Annotated in this window: 21 protein-coding genes; 11 read left to right on the plus strand and 10 right to left on the minus strand. The window is 71.4% G+C overall.

All coding sequences use genetic code 11. The annotated features are described in order from the left end of the window. The 3 genes from IE97_RS0126985 to IE97_RS0126995 form a co-directional block, all read right to left on the minus strand. Nucleotides 1-344, minus strand: a 344-nt coding sequence (locus IE97_RS0126985) for a (2Fe-2S)-binding protein (RefSeq protein ID WP_063752215.1), incomplete at its 3' end; no start/stop codon positions are given. Beyond that, nucleotides 341-1495, minus strand: a complete 1155-nt coding sequence (locus tag IE97_RS0126990) for an NAD(P)/FAD-dependent oxidoreductase (protein WP_030245776.1) — start codon at nucleotides 1493-1495, stop codon at nucleotides 341-343. The genes IE97_RS0126985 and IE97_RS0126990, both read right to left, overlap by 4 nt. 73 nt (nucleotides 1496-1568) lie before the next feature. Further along, nucleotides 1569-2228: a hypothetical protein gene (locus tag IE97_RS0126995; protein WP_030245779.1), complete on the minus strand. Its 660-nt coding sequence runs from the start codon at nucleotides 2226-2228 to the stop codon at nucleotides 1569-1571. A 238-nt stretch (nucleotides 2229-2466) separates the two neighbouring features. On the opposite strand from IE97_RS0126995, the gene IE97_RS0127000 reads away from it, so the two are divergent. The 3 genes from IE97_RS0127000 (at nucleotide 2467) to IE97_RS0127010 (ending at nucleotide 4106) form a co-directional block, all read left to right on the plus strand. Then, the gene (locus tag IE97_RS0127000; protein ID WP_030245783.1) at nucleotides 2467-3126 is read left to right on the plus strand and encodes a helix-turn-helix domain-containing protein; all 660 of its coding nucleotides are present in this window, start codon (nucleotides 2467-2469) and stop codon (nucleotides 3124-3126) included. Nucleotides 3127-3158: 32 nt separating this feature from the next. Beyond that, nucleotides 3159-3689, plus strand: coding sequence for a hypothetical protein (locus IE97_RS0127005; protein ID WP_030245787.1), 531 nt, complete (start codon nucleotides 3159-3161; stop codon nucleotides 3687-3689). A gap of 174 nt (nucleotides 3690-3863) precedes the next feature. After that, nucleotides 3864-4106, plus strand: coding sequence for a hypothetical protein (locus IE97_RS0127010; protein WP_030245790.1), 243 nt, complete (start codon nucleotides 3864-3866; stop codon nucleotides 4104-4106). Nucleotides 4107-4199: 93 nt separating this feature from the next. Here the strand turns inward: IE97_RS0127010 and IE97_RS0127015 are convergent, their stop codons facing one another. After that, entirely contained in the window at nucleotides 4200-4859 is a 660-nt protein-coding gene (locus tag IE97_RS0127015; RefSeq protein ID WP_030245793.1) for a 4'-phosphopantetheinyl transferase family protein, read from the minus strand. After that, complete coding sequence (locus IE97_RS0127020; protein WP_030245795.1) at nucleotides 4856-5716, minus strand: metallophosphoesterase family protein; 861 nt, start codon at nucleotides 5714-5716, stop codon at nucleotides 4856-4858. Before IE97_RS0127020 ends, IE97_RS0127015 begins: the two co-directional genes overlap by 4 nt. Before the next feature lie 261 nt (nucleotides 5717-5977). Here IE97_RS0127020 and IE97_RS0127025 point away from each other — a divergent pair, with 261 nt between their 5' ends. Then, entirely contained in the window at nucleotides 5978-7090 is a 1113-nt protein-coding gene (locus IE97_RS0127025; RefSeq protein ID WP_030245797.1) for an ATP-grasp domain-containing protein, read from the plus strand. 46 nt (nucleotides 7091-7136) lie between these two features. On the opposite strand, the gene IE97_RS0127030 is transcribed toward IE97_RS0127025, so the two are convergent. The 5 genes from IE97_RS0127030 to IE97_RS0127050 all read right to left on the minus strand — a co-directional run bounded on the left by IE97_RS0127030 (nucleotide 7137) and on the right by IE97_RS0127050 (nucleotide 14785). Then, on the minus strand, nucleotides 7137-8006 hold the full coding sequence (locus IE97_RS0127030; protein ID WP_234331864.1) for a sulfotransferase family protein: 870 nt from the start codon (nucleotides 8004-8006) through the stop codon (nucleotides 7137-7139). Between the two features lie 143 nt (nucleotides 8007-8149). Beyond that, complete coding sequence (locus IE97_RS0127035; RefSeq protein ID WP_030245801.1) at nucleotides 8150-9400, minus strand: alpha-L-fucosidase; 1251 nt, start codon at nucleotides 9398-9400, stop codon at nucleotides 8150-8152. Between the two features lie 3 nt (nucleotides 9401-9403). Beyond that, nucleotides 9404-12445, minus strand: a complete 3042-nt coding sequence (locus tag IE97_RS0127040; protein WP_030245805.1) for an alpha-mannosidase — start codon at nucleotides 12443-12445, stop codon at nucleotides 9404-9406. A 56-nt stretch (nucleotides 12446-12501) separates the two neighbouring features. Continuing rightward, a complete protein-coding gene (locus tag IE97_RS0127045) occupies nucleotides 12502-13839 on the minus strand; it encodes a 6-phospho-beta-glucosidase (RefSeq protein WP_030245808.1) in 1338 nt (445 codons plus the stop codon). A 181-nt stretch (nucleotides 13840-14020) separates the two neighbouring features. Next, nucleotides 14021-14785, minus strand: coding sequence for a DeoR/GlpR family DNA-binding transcription regulator (locus IE97_RS0127050; RefSeq protein WP_030245810.1), 765 nt, complete (start codon nucleotides 14783-14785; stop codon nucleotides 14021-14023). Nucleotides 14786-14935: 150 nt separating this feature from the next. On the opposite strand from IE97_RS0127050, the gene IE97_RS0127055 reads away from it, so the two are divergent. From IE97_RS0127055 to IE97_RS0127085, 7 genes are all read left to right on the plus strand, one after another. Further along, nucleotides 14936-15988, plus strand: a complete 1053-nt coding sequence (locus tag IE97_RS0127055) for a carbohydrate kinase family protein (protein ID WP_030897321.1) — start codon at nucleotides 14936-14938, stop codon at nucleotides 15986-15988. 51 nt (nucleotides 15989-16039) lie between these two features. Beyond that, nucleotides 16040-17317, plus strand: coding sequence for an ABC transporter substrate-binding protein (locus IE97_RS0127060; protein ID WP_030245815.1), 1278 nt, complete (start codon nucleotides 16040-16042; stop codon nucleotides 17315-17317). 124 nt (nucleotides 17318-17441) lie between these two features. Next, nucleotides 17442-18326, plus strand: coding sequence for a carbohydrate ABC transporter permease (locus IE97_RS0127065; protein ID WP_030245818.1), 885 nt, complete (start codon nucleotides 17442-17444; stop codon nucleotides 18324-18326). Continuing rightward, nucleotides 18323-19171: a carbohydrate ABC transporter permease gene (locus IE97_RS0127070; RefSeq protein ID WP_030245819.1), complete on the plus strand. Its 849-nt coding sequence runs from the start codon at nucleotides 18323-18325 to the stop codon at nucleotides 19169-19171. The genes IE97_RS0127065 and IE97_RS0127070 overlap by 4 nt, the downstream gene beginning before the upstream one ends. Nucleotides 19172-19368: 197 nt before the next feature. Then, on the plus strand, nucleotides 19369-20283 hold the full coding sequence (locus tag IE97_RS0127075; RefSeq protein WP_051705152.1) for an alkaline phosphatase family protein: 915 nt from the start codon (nucleotides 19369-19371) through the stop codon (nucleotides 20281-20283). Next, on the plus strand, nucleotides 20280-23249 hold the full coding sequence (locus IE97_RS0127080) for a glycoside hydrolase family 2 TIM barrel-domain containing protein (protein WP_030245824.1): 2970 nt from the start codon (nucleotides 20280-20282) through the stop codon (nucleotides 23247-23249). Before IE97_RS0127075 ends, IE97_RS0127080 begins: the two co-directional genes overlap by 4 nt. 50 nt (nucleotides 23250-23299) lie before the next feature. Next, complete coding sequence (locus IE97_RS0127085; RefSeq protein ID WP_030245827.1) at nucleotides 23300-25135, plus strand: LamG-like jellyroll fold domain-containing protein; 1836 nt, start codon at nucleotides 23300-23302, stop codon at nucleotides 25133-25135. Nucleotides 25136-25149 lie beyond the last annotated feature (14 nt).

A 25149-nucleotide genomic window follows, 5' to 3' on the forward strand; every position in this document is an offset into this window, starting at 1 on the left:
GCCCCCTTGTGCCCCGTCCCCTCGCGACCGGCCCCCTCACGCCCCGTGGCCTCATGGCCCGTCCCGTGCTGCGTGCCGATCACGTCCCCCGGTCGCGCAGGCACCAGACAAGCCCGCTGCCCGGGGCGGCCGTTGACCGTCACCAGGCAGTCGAAGCAGACGCCGATGCCGCAGAACACCCCGCGCGGACGGCCCTCGCCCCGGGTGGTGCGCCAGGAGGTGACACCCGCCGCCCACAGCACGGCGGCGACCGTCTGCCCGGGCAACGCCGTGACGGGCCGCCCGTCGAACGTGACCGTGAAGGCGGGCCCTGGCCGGGACCCTGCCAGCTCCAGCGGATTCACGCGGCCTCCTCGGGGAAGCGGTCGGGCCGGAACGGGGTCAGGTCCAGGTCCGGCGCCCGGCCGGTCAGCGTCTGGGCGATCAGGTGGCCGGTGCCGGTGGCCAGACCGATGCCCGCGCCCTCGTGCCCGCAGGCGTGCAGGAGTCCGGGAGCCCTCGGATCGGGACCGATCGCGGGCAGATGGTCCGGCAGGTACGGCCGGAAGCCGGCATACGTCCGTATGGCCCTGGCCTCTGCGAGGAACGGGAAGAGCCGCGTCGCGCCCGCCGCGAGCGCCCGCAACGCCGGGAGCGACAGCGTCCGGTCGAAGCCGACCCGTTCCCGGCTCGCGCCGATGAGGACCGGCCCGGCGGGCGTGCCCTCCACCACCGGGGAGGTCTGCAGTTCCGCCGAGTCGCTCGCGACGTCCGCGACGTAGTCCGCCGCGTACACCTTGTGCCGGACGCGCGGCGGGAGCGGTTCCGTGACCAGTACGAAGCCGCGGCGGGGCAGCACGGGCAGTGAGACCCCCGCACGGGCCGCCACCTCCCCGCCCCACGTACCGGCCGCGTTGACGACCGCCGGCGCGTGGATGTCGCCCCGGTCGGTCCGCACCCCGCGCACCACACCGCCGGGACCGCCCAGCACCCCGGTCATCTTCCAGCCGGTGAACAGCCGTGCCTTCGAGGCGCGCAGCAGGTGCGCGGCCGCCAGGGCGGGCATCACCTGGGCGTCCTGCGGGTAGTGCATGCCGCCCGCGAGGCCGGGGGCCAGATACGGTTCCAGATCGGGGAGTCGGTCGGGCGGCACCGGGACCGCCTCGACTCCCGCCGCGCGCTGCCCGGCGGCGAGTTTCTCCAGCCCGGCCAGCGCGCCGTCGTCGCCGGCGACGACGACACCGCCCTTGGCCTCGTACTCGACGGCCTTTCCCAGCCCGTCCAGCGCCAGTTCGGCCCACAGCCGGGCCGACAGCAGGGCCAGGTCGAGCTCTGGTCCGGGCTCCTTGTCGGAGACGAGGAGGTTGCCCTCCCCCGCGCCGGTCGTACCACCGGCCACCGGGCCCCGGTCCACCACGACCGTGTCCAGGCCCGCCCGGGCCGTGTACAGGGCGCAGGCGGCGCCCACCACTCCGGCTCCGACCACCACGACATCGCAGGTCAGCGACTCGCTCACGCCAGTACTATGTCACACACCACACCTGGGGGGAATGGGGCGGACGAAGGCCGGACGCGTCGGCGGGGAACGGTCAGCCGACTGCCGGCACCACGCTGAGGTGGGAGGCCTCACGGCGCGCCCGGCGGTTCCGGGACGGGGCGCGGCGGGCCTCGCGCAGGACGAATGTGAGCCGGGTGCAGCCCAGCTCCTCGAGCGTCCTGGACGTCTCCGCGACGACCCGGCAGTCGGTGGCACCCCAGCGCGGATCCGGGTGCAGCAGGGGCCGTACGGCACCGTCCTGTTCGACGGCGTCCTCACCGACCGAGCGGATCCAGTGCGGCAGACCGTGCCGGTAGGCGGCCTCCATGATCGGCTCCTGGGCGATGTCGCGCCGGATGGCCTGGAGTCCGTGGTCGGGGCCGCGGCTCTCCACGGTCCGCGCGAAGTGCGCGAGCATCGGCAGGCACCAGCTCGACTCGTGGTCACCGAGCACCGCGGGAGCGTCGGGGTGGAACAGTACGAACCTGAGGAAGTTGTCGTCCGGCATGGCCGTCGGGTGCGGGCCGACGCCACGGAACAGTGACCGGAAGGCGCTGTTGGTCAGGACGACGTCCCAGCAGTGGTCGACGACGAGCGAGGGGAAGGAGACGGCCTCCACGGACGCGGCGTAGTCATCCAGGTAGGCCTGGACTTCGGGAGTCTTGGACACGGGCCGCGGTGCCGGCCGCTGCCCTCCTGCCTGAAATGCCATCGGGAGGTCACCCCTCTTGCCTGTGCGGCCTTGACGCGGCGCCCCGATCCTGCTGCCCGGAGCTGAGGCGTGTCAACTATCGTGGCATTCCATGCCTGTTGACGGCTGAAATTGGCCACAGTTGTGGCGAGACCTGGATGTGAGTTCGAAGCACCGGCTACGCTCCGGTCAGTTCACGCCGGGGTAAGTCACGGCATCCGCTTGTGAGAAGCCTGTGAGAGACGTAGGAGATCTGTCGGTGACGGGTGGCTTCGTCGAGGGTCCTGGCGCCACGCCGAAGGCCGTGCTAGCGGCCGTCGTCGCCCGTGTCACCGCGCTCGCCGACCGCCTCGGCGTGCCGCACGCCGAGGTCTTCGACACCGGCCGGCTGTCCGTCGCCTCCGGCGTCCCGGAACCGGTGGTCAGGGCCCTGCTCAGCGGCCGGCCGGCGGGCGAGCCCGATGTGCAGGCCCGGTTCCTGCAGCGCCTGGACCTGCTGCGCCGGACCCGGCTCAAGGCCAACGGCCGCAAGTACACCCAGCAGGAGATCGCCGACGGCGCGGGCATGTCCCGGCAACAGGCCGGCGCCCTCATCAACGGCGACCGACGGCCGACCATGGAGCACTGCGACGCGCTCCAGCGGTTCTTCAGGGTGCATGCCGGTTTCCTCACGGCCGAGGACCCCGAGGCGCTGGTCAGCGCCCTCCAGCACACCGAGCAGGAGCTGCTGCAGAAGCTCGCCGACCGCGAACGGGAGGCGACCGCCGCTGTCGACGACCCGCTGGAGCGGCTGTTGCAGGACCACGGCGTGCGCGGCATCGCCTGGCGGGCCGCGCAGCTGCCCACCGACCAGCACCGCGACAAGGTCGCGGAGTGGCTGGACATGCTCCTGGAGAGCGTCAAGCGGCCCGGGTCGTGACCGTGGGGAGAACTGTGGGCATCGGTAAGGAAATGCGCCGCCTGTGCGGCGAGCTGGTCGCGGAGCTGACCCTCCCCGCGCCGGCGCGGCCCGACGAGTTGTATGCCGCGCTCTGCGACGCCATGAGCAGACGCCGTGGCCGCCCCGTCCGCTTCCGCACCGCCGCCTTCCCGCCCGGGACCGCGAGCGGGCTGTGGCTGGACATGGCCGAGCAGGACCTCGTCGTGATCGAGGAACGCACGGCTCCCGACCACCAGTTGGTGATCCTCGGGCACGAGCTGTGGCACATGAAGGCCGGACACTGCTCCCATCACGTCGAGGGCGCCGCGGTGGCGGCCCGGCTGCTCGACGACGACGCCGATCTCCAGGCCACCGTTCTGAAGGTCGCCGCCCGCACCCGCTCCGACCTGGACGAGGAGCGAGAGGCCGAGACCTTCGGCCTGCTGCTGGCCAGCAAGTGCCGGGCGTGGCTGATGGGTTCGTCGCCGCGGGTGCCGGTGCAGCGGGACCACCTGGCGGGGCGGATCGAGGCGTCGCTGGGGTATCCGGGGCCACAGGGCTGACGGCCCGTCCACGGGGGCCGGCGATCCGTCCGCTTCCGCCGAGCGGGCGAACCGGGGGGCGCCGGGGCCGGATTGTCAGTGGTGGGCGGCAAGCTGGGGGTGCGCCCTTTGTGTGCGGGGCGTGCGTGCCGCGAGGCGCGGGACCGATGACGCCGACACGGGGAGAGCCGACCGATGCCGACCGCCGTACTGACCGACCGTGAACGCAGCGCCGTCCAGGCCTATCTGCGCCTGCTGGCAACGGTCCGGGCCGCCTTCGACCTGGAGACCGGCCCGCCCGGCGCCCATCGGCCCCCGATCGTCCCGCCCGCCGTCCTCGCCGAGGCGGAGGCGGCCCTCGCACGGGCGGGCCTGACCGGCAACGAGGAGGCGTTCTTCCGGCTGTTGCAGAGCTGGTGTCCGGAGCCGGGGCCTTGAGCCGAGAGCTCGGGACCGCGGGTGGTCGCCCGTCCGCGGCCTGTCCGGGGTTGTGGCGCGGTTCCCCGCGCCCTGGGGGCGCGGGGAACTGACTCACTCGTGCGGTACGGCGATCGCCGTCGCGACCAGGCCCCGGCCCGCGGCCCAGCGGCCGTCGAAGTGGTCGAGGCGGCGGCCGCCCACCAGCGGCCCCGGGACGAGGAGCGCGGCGCGGAAGCCGCCGTCCGCGGTGAGCTCGATGTCGGCCTCCGTGAAGTCCAGCCACTTCCCGGTGAGGGGGAACCACGCCTTGTAGACGGACTCCTTCGCGCTGAACAGCAGCCGGTCCCAGTGGACATCGGGGCGCTGCGCCGCCAGCCGCCGCAGACACTCCCGCTCGGACGGCAGGGACACGGAGGGCAGGACGCCCTCCGGCAGCGGCCCGTGGACCTCGGCGTCGATGCCGAGGGAGGCCAGGTCGGTGGCGCGGACCAGTGCGGCGGCGCAGTAGCCGTCGGTGTGGGTCATGCTTCCGGTCAGCCCGGCCGGCCAGCCGGGGGCGCCGCGTTCCCCGGGCAGGATGGGCTGGGGTGGCACGCCGAGCTTCTCCATGGCGCGGCGGGCGCAGGAGCGTACGACGGCGAACTCCCGGCGGCGCTTGGCGACCGCCCGCGTCACGAGCGCCTCTTCCTCGGGAAACAGCGGTGTCTCCGCGTCGTCGTGGCCGCAGGCCTCCACGGTGACCACGGTCTGCGGCAGCAGTTCCTCGATCACCGCTCCTCGCCCTCCCCCGGCAGGATGCGCCGCAGCCGCCCCGGGTCCCCGGACCGCTTGCGCCACTCGCGTGGATAGCCCACCGACACCTCCTCGAAGCGCACGCCCTCGTGCCAGGTGGTGCGGGGGATGTGCAGATGGCCGTAGACCATCGTGTGGACACGGAACCTGCGGTGCCAGTCGGCGGTCAGCGTGGTGCCGCACCACATGGCGAACTCGGGGTACCACAGGACGTCGGTCGGATGCCGGTCCAGCGGATAGTGGTTGACCGGGATGACGGGGAGGTCTTCGGGCAGTTCCGCGAGTCTCCGTTCGGTCTCGGCGACCCGGGCCCGGCACCAGGCCTCCCTGCTCGGGTAGGGGTCGGGGTGCAGCAGGTACTCGTCGGTGCACACGATCCCCGTGCCGTGGGCGTACTCCAGGCCCTGCTCCTTGGTGACGCACCCGGCCGGCAGGAACGAGTAGTCGTACAGCGTGAACAGCGGGGCGACGGCCACGGGGCCGCCGGGGCCCTCCCAGACGGGGTACGGATCCTCCGGTGTCGTCACACCCAGTTCCCGGCAGAGCTCGACCAGGTGGTCGTACCGGGCGACGCCGCGCAGGGTGACGGAGTCACTCGGAGGGGTCCACAGCTCGTGGTTGCCGGGCACCCAGACGACCTTGCGGAAGCGGCCCGCAAGGGTCTTGAGCGTCCAGCGGATGTCGGCCACGGTATCCGCGACGTCACCGGCCACGAGCAGCCAGTCGTCGTCCGTCACGGGACGCATCCGCTCGACCAGGGCGCGGTTGTCCGGGCGGTCGATGTGCAGATCGCTGATGGCCAGCAGTTGTCCGGTACGACCGGCCGTCGACGTCATCTCCTGCCCCCCCCTCCGCGCGCACCTGCGCGAACGCCCCCACGAGATCACATCCCCGTGCCGGGTACAAGGAGGTCCCGCGGCGGTGCCCGCCGGATCCGTAACACTCGTGTTGCCGACACGGCCCGCCGAAGCCCTATGATCGGCCCCAACACCACCGCTACGGACGTCCCTTCACAGGGGCTCTTCGGTGACCCTCCATTCGTCCTGCCCGGGCACGGGCTGCTCAGCCCTGCCCGCGAACCGTGAAAGGCGGCCTGCATGGTCTCTCGCGTACGCGTCTGGCTCAACCGCACGTACGCGGAGAACGTGTTCTTCATGGATCAGCTGCGGAGAAATCCCAGCGACCGGGCGGTCGAGATCCATGCCACCCACGGGGACCCCGACTCCCCCGTGCTGGCCGCCGCCGACACCGCCGAGCTCGAACCCGAGGGCCTGTCCCCGGCGGGGTACGTCGAGTACGCGCTGAATCAGTGCGCACGGCGTGGCATCGACGTGTTCGTGCCCAGGCTGCACCAGGCCGCGGTCGTGGCGCACCGCGCCGAGTTCGAGGCGGCCGGTACGGCGGTGCTGGCGCCGCCGCCCGAGGCCGTGGCCGTCTTCCACGACAAGGTGGTCGCCTACGAGGCGGTCCAGGCGATCGGCGTGCCGGTCCCACCCTGGTGGCGAGTCCGGACGGCGACCGAACTGGTGGCCGCTGTGGAGGAGTTGGAGGCCGACGGGCACCGGGCGTGCTTCAAGCCGGCCTCCGGCGCGGGCGGGGTGGGCTTCCGTGTGATCACGCGCTCGCCCTTCTCACTGACGCACCTGGAGGGGTTCCCGAGTCCGTACGTGCCATTCGATCTGGTGCTGGAGGCGCTGCGGCAGGCCGAGGAGCCGGTCGACTGGCTGGTGATGCCGCGTCTGGAGCAGCCCGAGGTGTCGGTGGACTGCCTGACCGGCCCGGACAGCCGGGTGCGGCTGGCCGTGGGCCGCACCAAGAACGGCCGCCGCCGCGGCTTCACCCTGCACGAGCAGTGGCTGGAGCCGGCCCGGCGGCTCGCGGAGGGCTTCGGCCTGCACTACCTGTCCAACATCCAGTTCCGGATGCTCGACGACCGGCCGGTCCTCATGGACGTCAACACCCGCCCGGCCGGGGGCCTGCACCAGCTGTCGCTGTGCGGCGTCAACGCCCCGTGGGCGGCCGTGCAGCTGGCGCTGGGCGAGGACCCGGGCGAGGTCGTTCCGCCGTTCCTGGGCCAGGACTACACGGTGGTGTCGGGGCCCCGCCCCCTGCGGCCGGTGTCGCTGCCGCAGCAGCGGGCGGAGGCGGCCGAGCCGCTGCCCGGCCGGCACCGGGGGGTGCCGGTCGGCTCCGCCGTGTCCCTCTTCTAGGAGCCTTGTCCCTCTAGGAGCCGTGTCCCTCTGGAGCCGTGCCCCTCTAGGCGCTGTACCCCCACGCTCGGGCCAGTTCCCTGAGGCGTGGGGGGAGTTCCACGCCCGGGTCGGCGGGGCGGGCGGCCTGGATGCGGCCGGACTTGATGGTGCTGGACCAGTCGCCGAGCTGGGGACGGAAGCTTCCGTGGTCCTTGCTGCCGTAGTCGAGCATGCCGGGCTCCCAGGGGACACCGAGGTATTCGCAGACGCCGCGGGTGACCTGCTCAGGCTCGGTGGTGAGCTCCTCGTAGGTGATCACGTGGGGGGCGAGGTTCTGGCGGGCCTCCTCCAGCTTCTCGCTGTAGTCGAGGACCTCGGCGCGCACGGCCTCGTGATCCGGGTCGGTGCGCCGGGCGGTGAGGGACGTGACGACCGCGCCGGGGTGGCGGAGCAGCAGGATGTAGCGGGCGTCCGGCCAACATCGCCGCAGGCGGGGCCAGATGAGCGTGTTCGGCGGGGTCTTGTCGACGATGACGTCCTTGCCACTGCGGGTCAGTTCGAGGTGCAGCACCCGGTCCCACAGGACGTGTTCCAGCTCGTCCTTGTCGAGGTGGAGGGCGCGCATGGCGTCCGCGGTGAAGTCGCGGGAGAGATTGACGTGCACGGTGCGCAGGTGCATCTCGTGCGGGGCGCGGATGCGGCTGTGGCTGTTGAGCAGGACGCGCAGCAGCGTCGAACCGGAGCGCACCGACGACAGGACGAAGACCGGCGAGTCCACCAGCCGGGGGGCGAGCGGGGCGGTGTAGGCGTCGGCGGCCGGACGGGGGGCCGGGATGGCGTCGAGGTCCCAGCGCGGTGGACTGACCGCCTGCATCACCAGCCTTCCGCGACGCTTCAGGCCCTTGCCGATCGCAGCCATACGCGGGTCTCGCACGGTGACACCTTTCTTTCGCGCTGTGCGTTCCGCATCCCAGGGGGACCGGGCGAACTGAAGGTGTCGGGAAGGCGAACCGGCCTGCTCGCGGGCGTCCACATACCGCCCGTGAGCAGGCCGTTCTCCACTTTCCTAAACTTTCGTCAGAACCGGCCGGCTCCGCGGTACAGCTCCAGCTCCCCTTCCAGTTCGACGGCCAGGACCGTGGCGTGCGGGTCGAGGTCCGTCGCCGCGGGGGGCTCGATCCAGAGGATGCCCGGCGTTTCGTGCAGGCCACCGGTGACGCGGTGGGCCAGTTCGGTTCCGCTGCCCAGGACCGAGACCCCGCGAACCTTGCTGAGCAGGCCGCGGACGTTGATCTCGGCGCGTGGGGCGTCGAAGAGGATCAGGTAGAGGGTGCGGCGGTCCTTGGAGAGGGTGCTCGGGCCGTAGTGGTGGCCGGGCGGGAGACCTCGTCCGGTGCCGTGGACCGCCTCTGCGTGCCGGGCGATCCAGTCGCCGAGCCCCTCCAGCCGCTCCGCCTGTTCGGCCGGGATCGTGCCGTCCTCGCGCGGGCCGACACTGAGGAGCAGATTGCCTCCGCCGCCGATCGTCTCGGTGAAGTAGCGGATGAGCTGGTCGACCGACTTGTGGTTGTGGTCGTGGTGCTGGTGGCCCCAGGAGTCGTTGATGGTGAGGCACAGCTCCCAGGGGCCCTCTGGCGGGATCACCGGGGCGCCCTGTTCCGGCGTCGCGTAGTCGCCCTCGGAGAGCATGCGGGCGTTGAAGACGACGTCGGGGACCTCGGACCGGATCCTCGCGGCCAGCTCGGGGATCCGCCACTGCTCCTCGCTGCGGTCCCACTCGCCGTCGAACCACATCAGGTCCGGCTTGTAGCGCTGGGTCAGCTCGCGGATCTGGCCGTCCCGGTAGGCGAGGAAGCGTTCCCAGGCGTCGAGGTCCTCGTCCTCGGCCGCGACCTCCGAGTAGCGGTTGTCCTCCAGCTCCGGCGGGCGGCCGGGCTTGCGGGTGGAGGCGTAGTCGGGGTGGCTCCAGTCCGAGTGGGAGTAGTAGAGGCCGACCTTGAGGCCCTGCTCGCGCAGGGCGTCGGCGTAGCCGGCGATCAGGTCACGGCCCACGTTCAGGTCTCCGTAGGCGGTGTCCCACAGGGCGACGCCGTCGTGGTGGCGGCTGGTCAGCACGGCGTACCGGGCGCCGGCCCGCGCGAAGAGCCTCGCCCAGTCGCGCGGGTCGTAGCGGGAGGCCGTGAAGCGGTCGAACTGGGACATGTACTGGTCGTAGGGGACGATGTCGTCGTAGAACGACCAGGACTCCTGCACGCCGTCGACGGCGTAGATGCCCCAGTGGACGAAGATTCCCAGCTTGGCGTCGGTGAACCAGGGTTGCATGGCCATGGGTCAGCCCCTGCGCAGCCGGAGCGTCAGGATCTGGAAGGGCCGCAGGGCGACGGAGACACCGCCGTCGGCGATGACCGCGTCCTCGAGCGGCCGCTCCAGCAGGTCGGTGATCTGCGCGCCCGCGAGCGGGAAGCCGGTGCGCAGGACGCCCTGGGCCCGGCCGCCGCGCGACTCGTAGAGCCGTACGACGACGTCGCCGGAGGCGTCGTCGGCGAGCTTGACCGCCTCGACCGTGACTCCCTCGCCCTCGACGGAGACGACGGGTGCGGGGGCACCCGCCGCCTCGGCCGTCCGCAGCGGGAGGTTGAGGGCGTAGCCCTCGGCGACGGCGTCGTCGAGCGTCGCGCCGGGCAGCAGGGCGTAGGTGAAGCGGTGGCGGCCCTGGTCGGCCTCGGGGTCCGGGATGCGCGGGGCGCGGACCAGGCTGAGGCGGACGGTGGTCGTGGTGCCGCCGTCCTCGCGGACCGTGCGGGAGACGTCGTGGCCGTACGTCGAGTCGTTGATGACCGCTACGCCGTAGCCGGGTTCGCCGATGTGCACCCAGCGGTGGCCGGAGACCTCGAAGCGGGCCGCCTCCCAGCTGGTGTTGGTGTGCGTGGGCCGCTGGATGTGGCCGAACTGGATCTCGGCGGAGGAGTGCGGGGCGCGGATGTCGACCGGGAAGGCCGCCTTGAGGATCTTCTCGGTCTCGTGCCAGTCGATGTCGGTCTCGATGTCGATACGGGGGCTGCCGGCCCGGACGGTGATCGTCTGGGTGATCTTCGAGGCCTTGCCGAAGTCCCGCTCGACACGGATCGCGCCGATGAGCGGGTGCTGCTCGACGACCGTGACGGACGAGGCGTCAAGGAGGTCCGTGTAGCGGTTCCTGTAGTGCTTGTCGATGTCCCAGGCGTCCCAGTAGTTGGGCAGGTCGGTGTGCAGGCGCAGGAGGTTGCCCGGCTCGGCCAGGACCTCGCGGCCGGCCCGCAGGTCGCGGACGGACGACAGGGTGCCGTCCTCGGCCACCTCGACGCGGACCAGCCCGTTGTCGAGGACGCGGCCGTTCACGGTCACGGGCTGCGGGGGCGTGGCGTCGGTGAGGGGCGCGGAGCCGCTCGCGGGCACCTCCACGTACACCGGTGCGCCGTCGGCGGTGCGGAGCACCTCGGCGCGGTCGAAGGGGCTGGTGTTGAAGACGCGGGGGCCGCCCGTGCCGAGCGCGGCCACCGCCTCGGCCGTCAGCGCCCGCAGTTCCTGGGCGACGCGCGCGTACTCGGCCTCGGCCTCGCGGTGCACCCAGGCGATGGAGGAACCGGGCAGGATGTCGTGGAACTGGTGCAGCAGCACCGTCTTCCAGAGCCGGTCCAGCTTCTCGTACGGGTAGGCATAGCCCGGGGCGTGCAGGGCGGCCGTGGTCGCCCACAGCTCCGCCTCGCGCAGGAGGTGCTCGGAGCGGCGGTTGCCCTGCTTGGTGCGGGCCTGGGAGGTGTAGGTGGCGCGGTGCAGTTCCAGGTAGAGCTCGCCGACCCAGACGGGCGCGTCCGGGTACTCCTCGCGGGCCTTGGCGAAGAACTCGTCGGGGTGCTCGACGACGACCTTCGCGGAGCCCTCCAAGTCCGCCAGCCGGCGGGCGCGTTCCATGATCTCGCGGGTGGGGCCGCCACCGCCGTCGCCCCAGCCGAAGGGCGCGAGGGAGCGGGAGGCGCCGCCCTTCTCCGCGTAGTTGCGGACCGCGCGGGACATCTCCTCGCCGCTGAAGCGGGCGTTGTAGGTGTCGACCGGCGGGAAGTGGGTGAAGATGCGGGTGCCGTCGATGCCCTCCCACCAGAAGGTGTGGTGCGGGAACCTGTTGGTCTGGTTCCAGGAGATCTTCTGGGTGAGGAACCACTCGTTGCCGGCGAGCTTGGCGATCTGCGGATAGGCCGCGTTGTAGCCGAAGGAGTCCGGCAGCCAGACGCCCTTGGTCTCGATGCCGAAGTGCTCGATGAAGAACCGCTTGCCGTGGATGAACTGGCGGGCGACGGCCTCGCCGCCGGGCAGGTTGCCGTCGGACTCCACCCACATGCCGCCGACCGGCGCCCACTGGCCGTTCTTCACGGCCTCCTGGATGCGGGACCAGACCTTGGGGTAGTTGTCGCGCACCCACTCGTACTGCTGGGCCTGGGAGCAGGCGAAGATGAAGTCGTCGTACTCGTCGGCCAGGGACGTGACGTTGGAGAACGTACGGGACGTCTTGCGCTTGGTCTCGCGGATCGGCCAGAGCCAGGCGGAGTCGATGTGGGCGTGGCCGACGCCGGAGACGGTGTGCGCGCTGGCGTGGGCGGGCTTGGACAGCACCGGCTTCAGCGCTTGGCGCACCGAGGGGGCGGAGCCGGAGACGTCGTCCAGGTCCAGCAGGTCCATCGCCCGGTCGAGCGCGTGCGCGATCTCGTGCCGGCGCGGGTCGTGCTCGCCGAGCTCCAGCATCAGCTCGCGCAGCACCTGGACGTCTAGGTCGAGGTGCCAGACCTCCTCGTCCAGGATGGCGATGTCGGCGGCGCGGAAGGTGTAGAGGGGCTTGTCGCCCGCGGTCAGCTTGTCGCCGAGGGGCGTGGGCTTCGAGAAGTTGTCGGCGAGGATGTCCGGGTTGGAGGCGGCCTCGACCAGGTACTCGACCGTCTCGCCGCCCGTCGCCGGGTTGGCGATCGCCACGTACTGGTTGAGGGGGTTGACGGCCTTCAGCGGGGTGCCGTCGAGGAGGTGGACCAGCGCCTCGGCCTGGTTGCCGGGCCAGTCGCCCGTGAAGCCGAGGTCGATCACAGCCTCGACGCGGCGACCCGCCCATTCCTCGGGCACCCGGCCGCGCATGCGGAACCAGGTGGTGCCCCAGGGCGGGCCCCACGGGGTGCCCATCGCGAAGGGCTGGTACGAGGCGGCGGCGGCCTCCTCGAACGGGACCGGCTCCCCCGGGGCCTGCCAGGCCTCCACCTCGAAGGGAACGGTGGCCGCGTAGATCGCGGTCTTGATGCGCTGGTCGTGGAGGCGCTGCACGCGCTCTTCGATCCGGCGGCTTTCGTCGTGCATGGGAGTGTCTCCAGGAAGCGGGAAGAGCAGGCGGGAAAGCGCTTACCGAGCAGTGCTCACCTAAGGTACGCGAGCCCGGGATGGACCTCGATGTAGCCCTCGACGAGCCGGCGGGCCACGTTGACGGAGTCGACGAGTGGGTGCAGGGCGAAGGCCTTGACGGCGGTGGCGCGGGAGCCGGAGTCGGTGGCGGCCAGCACCTCGCGCTCGACGGCCTTGACCGCGCAGACCAGTCCGGTGGCGTGGCCGGGCAGCGGGTCGACGGTGACGGGATGGGCACCGTTGGCGTCGACGAGGCACGGCACCTCGATGACCGCGTCCGTGTCCAGGACCGACAGGGTGCGCTGGTTGCGGACGTTGAGGATCAGGGTGGTGCGCTCGTCCCGGGCGATCGCCCGCATCAGCGCCAGGGCGACCTTCTCGTAGCCGCCGGACAGGTCGTCCTCGTCGCGTTCACCGGCGCCCGCTGTCTCACGGTTCTCGGCCATGTAGGTGGCCTCGCGCTCGGCCCGGGTCCGGTCCCACACCGCGAGGGCGGGGGCGTCCGGGTTCTTCATCTCGGCGTAGAAGCGGGCCTGCTGGTCGTGCAGGAAGGCGCCGCGGGTCTTCTCGGCCTGCTGGTAGGCGCGGACGGCTTCCCGGTTGAAGTAGTAGTAGTGCAGGTACTCGTTCGGGATCGCCCCCAGGGACCGCAGCCAGTCGGCGCCGAAGAGCTTGCCCTCCTCGAAGGAGCCGAGCAGGTCGGGGTCGGCGAGCAGGCGCGGGAGCTCGTCCCGGCCGGCGACGCGCAGGCCGCGCACCCAGCCGAGGTGGTTGAGCCCGACGTAGTCGATCCACGCCTCCTTCGGGTTCGCGCCGAGCACCCGGGCGATGCGGCGGCCGAGGCCGACCGGGGAGTCACAGATGCCGATGACGCGGTCGCCGAGGTGACGGGACATCGCCTCGGTGACCAGTCCGGCCGGGTTGGTGAAGTTGATGACCCAGGCGTCGGGCGCGAGCCGGGCCACCCGCCGGGCGATGTCGACGGCGACCGGGACGGTGCGCAGGCCGTAGGCGATACCGCCGGCGCCGACCGTCTCCTGGCCCAGTACGCCCTCGGCCAGGGCCACCCGCTCGTCGTTCGCACGGCCCTCCAGGCCGCCGACGCGAATGGCGGAGAACACGAAGTCGGCGCCGCGCAGCGCCTCGTCGAGGTCGGTGGTGGCGGTGACCTCGGGCGCGTCGGGGACACCGGCCGCCTGCTCGGCGAGGACACGTGTCACCGCCGACAGCCGTCCGGCGTCCAGATCGTGCAGGACGACGTGCGTCACCCGGCCCTCGGCGTGGTCCCGAAGGAGCGCCCCGTACACCAGCGGCACGCGGAAGCCTCCGCCGCCGAGAATCGTCAGCTTCACCGGGTTCCTCCGATTCGGTGGGCCGCGCGTGGCACGTGGCGAGAGCCAGGCACGCGCCACCTGCTTGAACTCCCTGCACCGCCCCGGACCGGTTCCGACCCGGTCGGTGCAGGACCTTGCTGTTCGCCGGGCGGCGGGGCGGCCTGAGCCAGGACTCCCCACGCCACGGCCGGGCGAGGGTTCACGTCTGCACCCTTCCCGCCACGACGACCTCGACGCCCGCCTCCTGCAAGGAGGCGCGCGTCACCGTGTCGACCGGCTCGTTCGTCACCACCACGTCCAGCTCCTCGGGGCCGCAGACCTTCGCCATCCCGTGCCCCGGGAACTTCGCCGCGTCGGCGAGCAGGACGACCTTGTCGCCCGCCTTGATCATGGCCCGCTTCACCGGCACCTCCACGACCGTCGTGTCCATGACGTGCCCGCCGGGCCGCACCCCACTGGTACCGAGGAAGAGCCAGTCGGCGTGCAGCTGGCGCAGGTTGTCCTCGGTGAGGAAACCGACCAGGGACCGGTACTCACGCCGGACCATGCCGCCGAGCAGGACCAGCTCGATGCCCTCGTCGTCGGCGAGTTCCTCGTAGACCACCAGGTTGCTGGTGATCACGGTGAGTCGGCGGCCGTGCAGCTGCCGGGCCAGGCGGTAGGCGGTCGTCCCGATGTCCAGCAGCACCGACTGCCCGTCGCTGATCATCGCCGCGGCGCGCTCCGCTATGGCGTCCTTGTCCGCCACGCGCACTTCGGCGACCTCGGCGAAGGGCTGGTCGCCCTCCTCGACGACGGCGCCGCCGTGCACACGCGTGAGCAGTCCGTCTTCTTCCAGTTTGACCAGGTCACGCCTGATGGTGGCGGGGCTCACGCCCAGCTGCCCCGAGAGATCGGTCACGGCCGCGGGCCCGCCGGCGCGCAGGGCCCGCAGGATGAGTTGGTGTCGTCGTTCTGCCAGCACGACGTGAACAGTACTCGTCATCCTCAATCATTTCCATGCTCAGTTCTGCTCGGGTATTGACCAATCCCTTCGATCGGCGCACGATTCCGGTCACCGAAATGAAGAGTTTTGACGATCTCCCGTCGAAGCCTCGAGCGAGAGGACACATCCGTGGACGATGACCGGCCCGATGTGCTGCTGACCGGGCTGCTCTTCTACGACCTCGTCCTCACGGGGCTCGGAAAGCCTCCGACCCCGGGCGAGGAGATCTGGACGAGGGGCATGGGCTGCGGCCCGGGCGGCATCGCCAACCTGGCGGTGGCCGCCGCCCGCTTCGGCCTGCGCACCTCACTGGCCACGGTGTTCGGCGACGACTTCTACGGCGAGTACTGCCGGGACGTCCTGTGCGACCAGGAAGGCGTCGACCTCTCGCTCTCCCGTACGGCGGACGACTGGCCGACCCCGGTCACCGTCTCCGTCGCCTACGGCCACGACCGTGCCCTGGTCACCCACGGCCATGAGCCGCCGTACTCACAGGACGACCTGGTGCGCGATCCGCCCGGGGCACGTACCGCCCTGGTGCATCTCGAGGCGCAGCCGCGCGACTGGCTCGCCAAGGCCGCCGCGAACGGCACACGGATCTACGCCGATGTCGGCTGGGACCCCACCCAGGAGTGGTCGACGGCCCTCCTCGAGCAGCTCGCCCTGTGCCACGCCTTCCTGCCGAACGAGGCGGAGGCCATGGCCTACACCCGCACCGACAGCGCGGTGGCCGCGCTCGGCACGCTCTCCGAGCTGGTGCCGGTCGCCGTGGTCACCCGGGGCGGGGACGGCGCGATGGCCGTCGACCAGACCACCGGCGAGTACGCGGAGGTGCCCGCCCTCGACGTGGACGTGCTGGACGCGACGGGTGCCGGCGACGTCTTCGGCGCCGCGTTCGTCACTGCCTCGCTCGGCGGCTGGCCGCTGGCCCAGCGGCTGCGGTTCGCGGTGCTCGCGGCCGGTCTGTCCGTCCGCCACCACGGCGGGGCGCCGGCCGCCCCCGGCTGGTACGGCGTGGACCGCTGGTGGCGCTCCCTGACCGATCCCGAACTGAAGCGGACCTACGGCTTCCTGGCCGACCGCATCCCGGCCGATGTCGGCCCGCCCGTGCAGTACGCCCCCGTCACCCCGCCGGCCCCTCACACGTCCGTCGGCCCACGCGCCTCCGAACGGCGGCACTGATTCCTCCCCCCATCCCCTCAGCACGTCGAACAGCAACAGCAGGAGAGACCCGTGGACCTTTCCCGTAGACGCTTCCTCCAGGCCGCCGCGTTCACCGCGGCCGCCTCCGGTCTGACCGTGGCCTGCGGCAACGGCTCAGGATCGGCCGGCGACAAGAACGGCAAGAACCTCACTTTGTGGTACTGGGGAGGCGCGCTCAGCGACAAGGTGGTCGCCGAGGCGAAGACGCACTTCGGCAAGGAGGTGAAGCTGACCGTCGCCTCGATCGGCGGCGACTTCAAGTCGAAGCTCACCACGACCCTCGCGGCGGGCACCTCCGTGCCCGACATCACCGGCATCAAGGGCGAGGACATGGCGTCCTTCCTGCCCAACGCGAACCGCTTCCTCGACCTGAACGACCTGGGCTTCAAGGAGATCTCGTCGAAGTACCTGGACTGGAAGACCAAGCTCGCCCGGACCGAGGACGGCAAGCAGGTCGGTTTCCCGATCGACATCGGCCCCACGGCGCTCTTCTACCGCGTGGACCGGTTCGACAAGGCCGGGCTGCCCACCGACCCCGACAAGGTCGCCGCCGAGGCCGGGACCTGGGAGGACTACTTCGCCCTCGGCGTCGAGCTGCGGAAGAAGCTGCCCGGCACCTACCTGATCAACAACATCAGCTCGGTGTTCAACATGGCGGTCGGGCAGGGCACCGAGCGGTTCATCGACAGGGACAACCGCTTCATCGGCGACCAGGACCACATCCGCAAGGCGTGGACCACGGCGATCCGCCCCTACACCCTCGGTATCGACGCCAAGATCAACGACAACACCTGGAACGCCGCCATCGGCAAGAGCCTGAACACCGAGGTCGGCGCGGCCTGGCACGCGCTGGACATCGAGCAGGCAGCTCCGGACACCAAGGGCAAGTGGCGGGTCTGCGCGATGCCCGGCGGACCGGCCAACCAGGGCGGCTCCTACCTGGCCCTGCCCAAGCAGTGCCGGAACCCCGAAGAGGCGTTCAAGATCATCAGCTGGATCCTCAGCCCGGAGAACGACGCCCGGGGCTTCGCCGACGCCGCCATCTTCCCCGCCGCGCCCGCCGCGTACTCCATGCCGGCCATGACGGGCGGAGACCCCTTCTTCGGCGGGCAGAAGGTCATCGAGGTGTTCGGCCCGGCCGCCAAGGCCATCCCGGCCAGTTACGAGGCACCCGCCGACGCCGCTGTCATGGCGCCGTACATGACCGCGCTGTCCAGCATCGAGGCCAAGGGCAAGAAGCCCGACGACGCCTGGAGGGACGCCGTCAGCCAGGCCAGGCAGATCGCCCGCCGACAGGGGGTGAAGTGAGGTGACGTCACCTCCGGTCACCGGTCCCGCCGCGGCGCCCCGGCACCGCGGCGGGCCGGGCCCGGCCCGCTTCCGCCCCCGGCGCACACCGCCGACGGGCCCCGTGCGGCCAAGCCGTCGCGGAGTGCTGTCCCACTGGCGGCAGTACCTGGCGATCTCCCCCTTCTTCCTGATCTTCGGCGCCTTCTCGTTCTTCCCCGTCTTCTATTCCCTGTACCTCGCCTTCCAGCGCTGGGACGGCATGGGCACCATGCAGTTCGTGGGGCTGGACCAGTTCCGGTTCCTGTGGGACGACCCGGTCTTCTGGATGTCGATCCGTAACACCCTGGTGATCTGGGTCCTGTCCACCGTGCCCACACTGTTCGGCGCCCTGGTGCTGGCGACGCTGCTGCACTCGGTCCGGCGCTTCAAGGGCTTCTACCGCATCGCCCTCTACCTGCCGAACGTCACCTCGATCGTCGCCGTGTCGATCTTCTTCGGCGCGGTGTTCAGCAACAACTTCGGCCTGGTCAACGCGATCCTGGGCACGGTCGGCATCCCACCCGTGCCGTGGCTGAGCAATCCGTGGCTGATCAAACTGGTCATCGCGCTGCTGATGACCTGGATGTGGACCGGCTACAACATGATCATCTATCTGGCCGGCCTGCAGGCCATTCCCACACAGATCTACGAGGCGGCCAGGCTGGACGGCGCCGGGCCGATCCGCACGTTCTTCCAGATCACCATGCCGATCATGCGGCCCATCATCCTGTTCACCGTCATCATCTCGACCATCAACGGCCTGCAGAGCTTCAGCGAGCCGCAAGTCCTGTTCGGCAGCAACGCCGCCAACCCGAACCTCGGCGGCCCCGGCCAGGCGGGCCTGACCACGCTGCTGTACTTCTACCAGTCGGCGTTCGTCAACAACGACTACGGCTACGGCGCCGCCATCGTGTGGGCCTTCTTCGTACTGATCTTGGTGCTGGTCGTCATCAACTGGCGCCTGGTCCAGCGCGGGAGGAAGTCATGACCGCAGTGGTCAAGAGGCGGTCACGGCGCCCCAAGGGCCTGACCGCGCACATCGTCCTCGGTCTGGCCGTGCTGATCTCGGTCTTCCCGTTCGTGTGGACGATCGTCATGGCGACGAACACGACCCAGGACATCTACAAGAGCCCGCCGAAGCTGACCTTCGGTTCCCACCTGCTGGAGAACGTCCGGCACGTGCTCGACACCATCGACTTCTTCGGGTCGATGCTGAACACGGTCGTCGTCGCGTCCGTCACCACCGTCCTGGTCCTGTTCGTCGACTCCCTGGCGGCCTTCGCGTTCGCCAAGTTCGACTTCCCCGGACGCAGAGTGCTGTTCGCCATGCTGGTGGGGTTCATGATGCTGCCGCTCCAACTGGCCGTCCTCCCGCAGTTCATCCTCATGTCGGACATCGGCTGGGTCGGCACGCTCAAGGCGCTGATCCCGCCCGCCCTCGCCAACGCCTTCGGCATCTTCTGGCTGCGCCAGTACGTGGAGAACGGCGTGCCCGACGAACTGCTCGACGCCGCGCGCATCGACGGCGCCGGGTTCTTCCGCCAGTACTGGAGCATCGTGCTGCCGATGATCAAGCCGGCGCTGTCCTTCCTCGCCATCTACGCCTTCGTCGGTGCCTGGAACGACTACATCTGGCCGCTCGTCGTGCTCACCGACCCCAGCCACCTCACCCTCCAGGTGACGCTCGCCCAACTCCACGTCGGCCACACCACCGACTACAGCATGGTCATGGCCGGCGTGCTCATGGCGTCCATTCCGCTGGTCGTGGTCTTCACCATCTTCGCCCGCGGCTTCATCGCGGGCGCCACCGAGGGAGCGGTACAGGGGACCTGAGGGCCGCGCCCCGAAGGGGCGCGGGGCTGTTTCGATATGCGGCTCCGCCGCGTGGGCGCGATCAGCCACAACCGGCGTGCGGCCGAGAACCGGCAGGCGGCCCCGAGCTCTTGGTCCGCAGGCACGAGCGACGAGGGAGGCAGGCAGTGACGGACCTCGACGTAAGGGGTCGGAGCGGCAAGGTGCTCGTCGTCGGCATGGACGGCCTGCGCCACGACCGACTGCCCCTCCCCCAGCCTCCGGCCGGGGGGACCCCCATCTCGCTTCGCTCGCCGGCCACGGCACCCGTGCTGCACGGCCTGATGGCCGCCGGCGCCCACGGCACCAGCCTGCTGCCGTACGGCGAGGCCGACGGCCGGGCCGAGCACGGACCGTCGACCAGCATGGCCCACACCGACTCCGGGCCCGGCTGGTCGAGCGTGCTGACCGGGGTGTGGCCCGACCGGCACGGGGTGACCGGCAACGACTTCGCCGGCGCCGACTACACCCGCTGTCCCGACTTCCTGAGCCGCGCCGTCGCCGCCCGGCCCTGTCTGCGCGCCGCGGCCGCCGTGTCCTGGCCGGAACTGGTCCGCCGCGGCGTCCTCGGCGCCGCGATCGGCCGGCGGGTGTACTACGACGGCGAATCCGAGGGCTACGCGTCCGCGGACCGCCGCGTCGCCCACACGGTCGAACGCTGGCTCACCGAGGACGACCCGGACGTCGTGTTCGTGTACTTCGGTGCCACCGACGAGGCCGGCCACTCCACGGGCCCCCTCTCCCCCGCCTACGACCAGGCGCTCCTCGCCCAGGACGCGCACCTCGGGCGGCTGCTGGAGGCGATCGGCGCCCGGGAAACGGATCCTGGGCACGCCGGGGAGCAGTGGACCGTGCTCGTGACCACGGACCACGGGCACCTCGACACCGGGGGCCACGGCGGCGACACCCGGGCCGAGCGGGAGGTCTTCGTCATCCTCGCCGAGCCCGGTATGCCCGAGGGGACCCGGCTCGACGCTCCCAGCCTCGTCGACATCGCCCCCACTGTCCTGGACCGTCTCGGCATCCCCGTCGACCCCTCCTGGGGCCTGCGGGGGCGCGTCCTGCCCCGCCCCACGAACTCGGAATGGTCATGACCGACGCACTCGACCCACTGATCGCCCTGCGCCCCTGGGAGGCCCCCGAGGTGACCTCCTGGGGTCGGCTGCCGATGAACGCCGTCGACCGGCGTGCCGGCGCCGTCCTGCTCGACGGCGACTGGCGTTTCCAGCTGCTGCCCGCGCCGGACACCCCGGTCGGGGAGGTCTGGTCGTCGGCGTACGTGCCCGGCGTGTGGACCATGCAGGACGCGGACGACCTTCCCCAGTACCTCAACATCCGGATGCCGTTCGCCGAGTACCCGCCGGGTGTGCCCGCCGCCAATCCGACGGGCGTGTACGAGCGGGTGGTGGACGTGCCGGCCGAGTGGGCCGGGCGGCGGATCGTGCTCCAGGTCGGGGCCGCCGAGAGCGTGCTGCTGGTGCATGTGGACGGGCGGCCCGCCGGGATCTCCAAGGACTCCCACCTGGCGGCCGAGTTCGACCTGACGCCGGTGCTGCGCCCCGGCGAGCGAAGCGAGATGGAGGTCCCCCCGGCCGAAGGCTGGGGGAGGGCCACCCTGCGCCTGACCGTCGTGAAGTGGTCGGACGCCTCGCACGTCGAGGACCAGGACCACTGGTGGCACGGCGGGATCACCCGCTCGGTGCTGCTGTACGCGAGGGACCCGCTGCATCTCGCGGACGTGACCGTGCGGGCCCGGCGGGACGGCGACCTGCGGGTGGACTGCCAGGTCCGGGACACGGGCGGGGCCCTGCCCGAGGGCTGGTACGTCAGCGCGGAGCTGGACGGGCATCTTCTCAGCCAGGACGAGGAGTTCGACCGGGCCAACGCCGCGGAGGAGCGCGTCTCCGACTTCCTCGGCGAGGCCCGACTGCGGGCCGTCGTGCCGGATGTGCGCACCTGGACGGCCGAGACGCCGGAGCTGTACGGCCTGACGGTCCGGCTGCACCGCTCCGACGGCACCGTCGCCGACACCTCGCACCACCGGATCGGCTTCCGTGACGTCGAGATCGCCGGCCGGGACCTGCTGGTCAACGGCGAGCGGGTGTTCATCCGGGGCGTCAACCGGCACGACTTCCATCCGCTGACGGGGCGGACCGTGTCGTACGACGACATGCGCGCGGACCTGGTCCTGCTGAAACGGTTCGGCTTCAACGCGATCCGCACCGCGCACTACCCGAACGACCCGTCCCTGTACGACCTGGCCGACGAACTCGGCTTCTACGTCGTCGACGAGGCCGACATCGAGTCCCACGACCACGCGCACGAGATCGCCGACGACCCGCGCTATCTGAACGCCTTCGTCGACCGGGTGTCGCGGATGGTGCTGCGGGACAAGAACCATCCGTCCGTCATCATCTGGTCGCTGGGCAACGAGTCCGACTACGGCGCGAACCACGACGCGGCGGCGGGCTGGCTACGCCGACACGACCCGACCCGTCCGGTGCAGTACGAGGGCGCGGCCAAGCGCGGCTGGGCCCACCCCGGCCCGGCCTCCGACATCGCCTGCCCGATGTACGCGCCGCTGGAGGAGTGCATCGCGCACGCCATGTCCGGCACTCAGACCAAGCCGCTCATCCAGTGCGAGTACTCGCACGCCATGGGCAACAGCAACGGCACGCTGGCGGACCATTGGGAGGCCATCGAGTCCACCCCGGGTCTTCAGGGCGGGTTCATCTGGGAGTTCTGGGACCACGGCATCCTCCAGCGTGTGAACGACGGCAGACCGGCCGGGCGTGGGGGCGCCGGGCTGTATGACAACGGTGTCGCCGCGCCCGGTCATCGCTGGGCGTACGGCGGCGACTTCGGGGAGACGGACCACGACGGCGCCTTCATCGCCGACGGGGTCGTCTTCCCCGACCGCACGCCCAAGCCGGTGATGTTCGAGCACCGGGAGATCGCCGCGCCGGTGCGGATCGAGTGCTTCCGGCACGAGGGTGTCGTCCTGGGCAACCACCAGCACTTCCGGGGACTGGACTGGTTGTCCGGCGTCTGGGAGCTGTCCCTCGCGGACGGCGGCACCCTGACGGCTCCCGCCGAGCTGCCCGCGCTGCGCCCGGGCGAGACGGCCGCCGTACCGCTGCCGTTCGAACTGCCGGAGGACGGCGGCGAGGCGTGGCTGACGCTGCGGGTCACGACGGCCGCGGACGAGCCCTGGGCGCCGCGCGGCACGGTCGTGTGCCTGCCGCAGGTGCGGCTGCGGATGGCTCCTCCGGTCAAGCACACCCCGGTCACCGACCGCCCGGTCGAGGTCGACGAGGACGGGCTGCTGGTCCATCCGCTGCTGACGGCCGCGCCCACGCTGTGCCTGTGGCGGGCGCCGACCGACAACGACGAACTGGGCGGCATCGCGGCCCGCTGGCGGGACTGGGGGCTCGAAGCTCCCACCCGGAAGGTCGTCGCCGTACGGCGTGACCCCGGTCGGGTGGCCGTGGCCGCCGACTACCTGTGCCGGGGCGGAACCGTCCGTCACGAGCAGGTGTTCACGGCCGTGGAGGGCGGGCTGCTGGTGGAGGAGATGGCCGAGCTGCCCGAGGCGCTGGACGACGTGGCCCGGGTCGGGTCGGTCTTCGAGACGGCCGCCGGACTGAACCTGCTGGAGTGGTTCGGGCAGGGCCCCTGGGAGTCGTATCCGGACCGGGGCGCGGGCGCGCCGGTCGGACACCACTCGCTGCCGGTGGACGAGCTGTTCACGCCGTATCTGCGGCCGCAGGAGAGCGGTGGGCGGCACGGGGTGCGGCGGTTCACGCTGTCCGCGCCGGACGCCACCGGGCTCGCGGTGCGGCTGGACCGGCCCCGCCAGATCTCCGTGACCCGGTATCGCGCGGCCGACCTCACCGCCGCCGCGCATCATGACGAACTAGTGCCGCGGGCCGGGTGCGTGGTGCACATCGACGCGGCGCACCGCGGGCTGGGCACGGCGTCGTGCGGGCCCGACACCTTCGCCTCCTGTCTCGTCCCGGCCGGCGTCCATCGCTGGACCTGGACGCTGCGCCTTCTCTGACACTCCCCTCCGTCACCTTCAGGCCCCCCAGCAACCTTCATGGAGCACACGTGTGCATTTCGCATGATCAGGCCGTGGGCGAGGCGCCCCAGGCCGGTGCCGCCAGACGCGGTTTCCTCCGTGCCACCGCGCTGCTCGGCGCGACCGCCGCCGCCGTGACCGCGCTGCCCGCGGTCACCGCCCAGGCGGCACCCGCGGGTTGGCGTCCCGACCCGCGCAGCCGCCGCTTCACGCTCGCCGTGATGCCGGACACGCAGTACCTCTTCGACGGGCCGAGCATCGACAAGGCGCCGGTCGAGGCGTCGCTGCGGTATCTGCTGGAGCACGGCGGGGAGGAGAACATCGTCTTCCTGTCGCACCTCGGGGACCTCACGCAGAACGGCGCGAAGGAGGAGTTCGCGGCGATCGGCGAGGCGTTCCGGCTGCTGGACCGGCGGGGCGTCGGCTACAGCGTCCTGGCCGGCAACCACGACGTGAAGTCGTCGACGACCGACCAGCGTGGTGCGACACCGTACCTGGACGCCTTCGGACCGGAGCGCTTCGCGGGGAAGCCGACGTTCGGCGGTGCCTCCCCGGACGGCTACAACACCTTCCACCGGTTCACGGCGGGTGACCGGGAGTGGCTGGTGCTCGCGCTGGACTGGCGGCTGTCGCCGCAGGGGTACGCGTGGGCGAAGGACGTCATGGCACGGCATCCGAAGACCCCCGTCATCCTCACCACCCACGAACTGGTCGTCGAGGACGACTCCCTGTCGGACTACGGGCAGCAGCTGTGGGACCGGCTGGTCGAGGAGCACGACCAGATCTTCCTCGCCCTGGGCGGGCACTACTGGCCCGCCGCCCGGGCGACCCGGAAGAACGCAGCGGGGCACGACGTCCATCTGCATCTGACGAACTACCAGAACCGGTACTTCGGCGGTGCGGCGATGATCCGCCTCTACCGGTTCGACCTGGACCGGAACGTCATCGACGTGGAGACGCTGTCCCCGTGGATCATGGGCCGGGCCGCGCAGGGGCTCAACGAGCTGGAGCGGCAGGAGATGGAGCTGAGCGGCGACGCCGACCGGTTCTCCGTCGAGATCGACTTCGAGCGGCGCTTCTCCGGGTTCGCGCCGGTGCCCGCCCGGCCGGCCCGCCCCGTGGCGAAGATGCTGGTGCCGGGCACGGTGGCGTACTGGCGTTTCGAGAAGCCCGTCGACGGCACGGACGGAACCGTCCGTGACCTGTCCGGGCGGGGCAACGACCTGTCCCTGGTCACCGTCGGCGGAGGGGCGCTGGGCTGGTCGGCGGACCATCATCCCGACCAGCCGGGCCACGGCAGCCTGGAGTTCCGGGGCGACAAGCCGCCGCTGAAGGGCGCCTATCTGCGCACGGTCGACGGTGCCCCGCTCAGTCAAGCCACCTTCGAGGACGGCTACACCATCGAGGCGTTCTACCGCCTGCCCGCCGACTGGGACCCCGACCACAACGCCTGGGCGGGCCTGGTCTCCCGCACGGGCACGGGCGGCGCCGCCGGCAAGACCGCCGACGACCCGGACGAGCCGCTCGCCACCCTCTCGCTGTCCAACGACCGGGAACCGCAGTGGGCGATGCGCCCGCTCAACCAGCAGGGGATCTCCACCAACTGGGGCCAGGAGACCCCGCTCGAGACCTGGTGGCACCTCGCGGTCGTCAACGACGGCAGCCACACCACGCTGTACGTGGAGGGCTGTCCGGTGGTCCGCAACCCCAAGGCCTCGGCGGTCGGCATCACCTCCGTCGGGCTCCCGTGGCTGCTCGGCGGCTACGAGTACGGCGGCAGGATCGACCAGGTCTTCCACGGCCGGCTCGGCGACGTCCGGATCGTCGCCCGGGCGCTGCCCGTCACGTCCTTCTTGAACCAGTGAACCCCGAGGAACCG

The organism is Streptomyces sp. NRRL S-455, from assembly GCF_000717875.1.
In the GTDB taxonomy this organism is placed as follows: domain Bacteria; phylum Actinomycetota; class Actinomycetes; order Streptomycetales; family Streptomycetaceae; genus Streptomyces.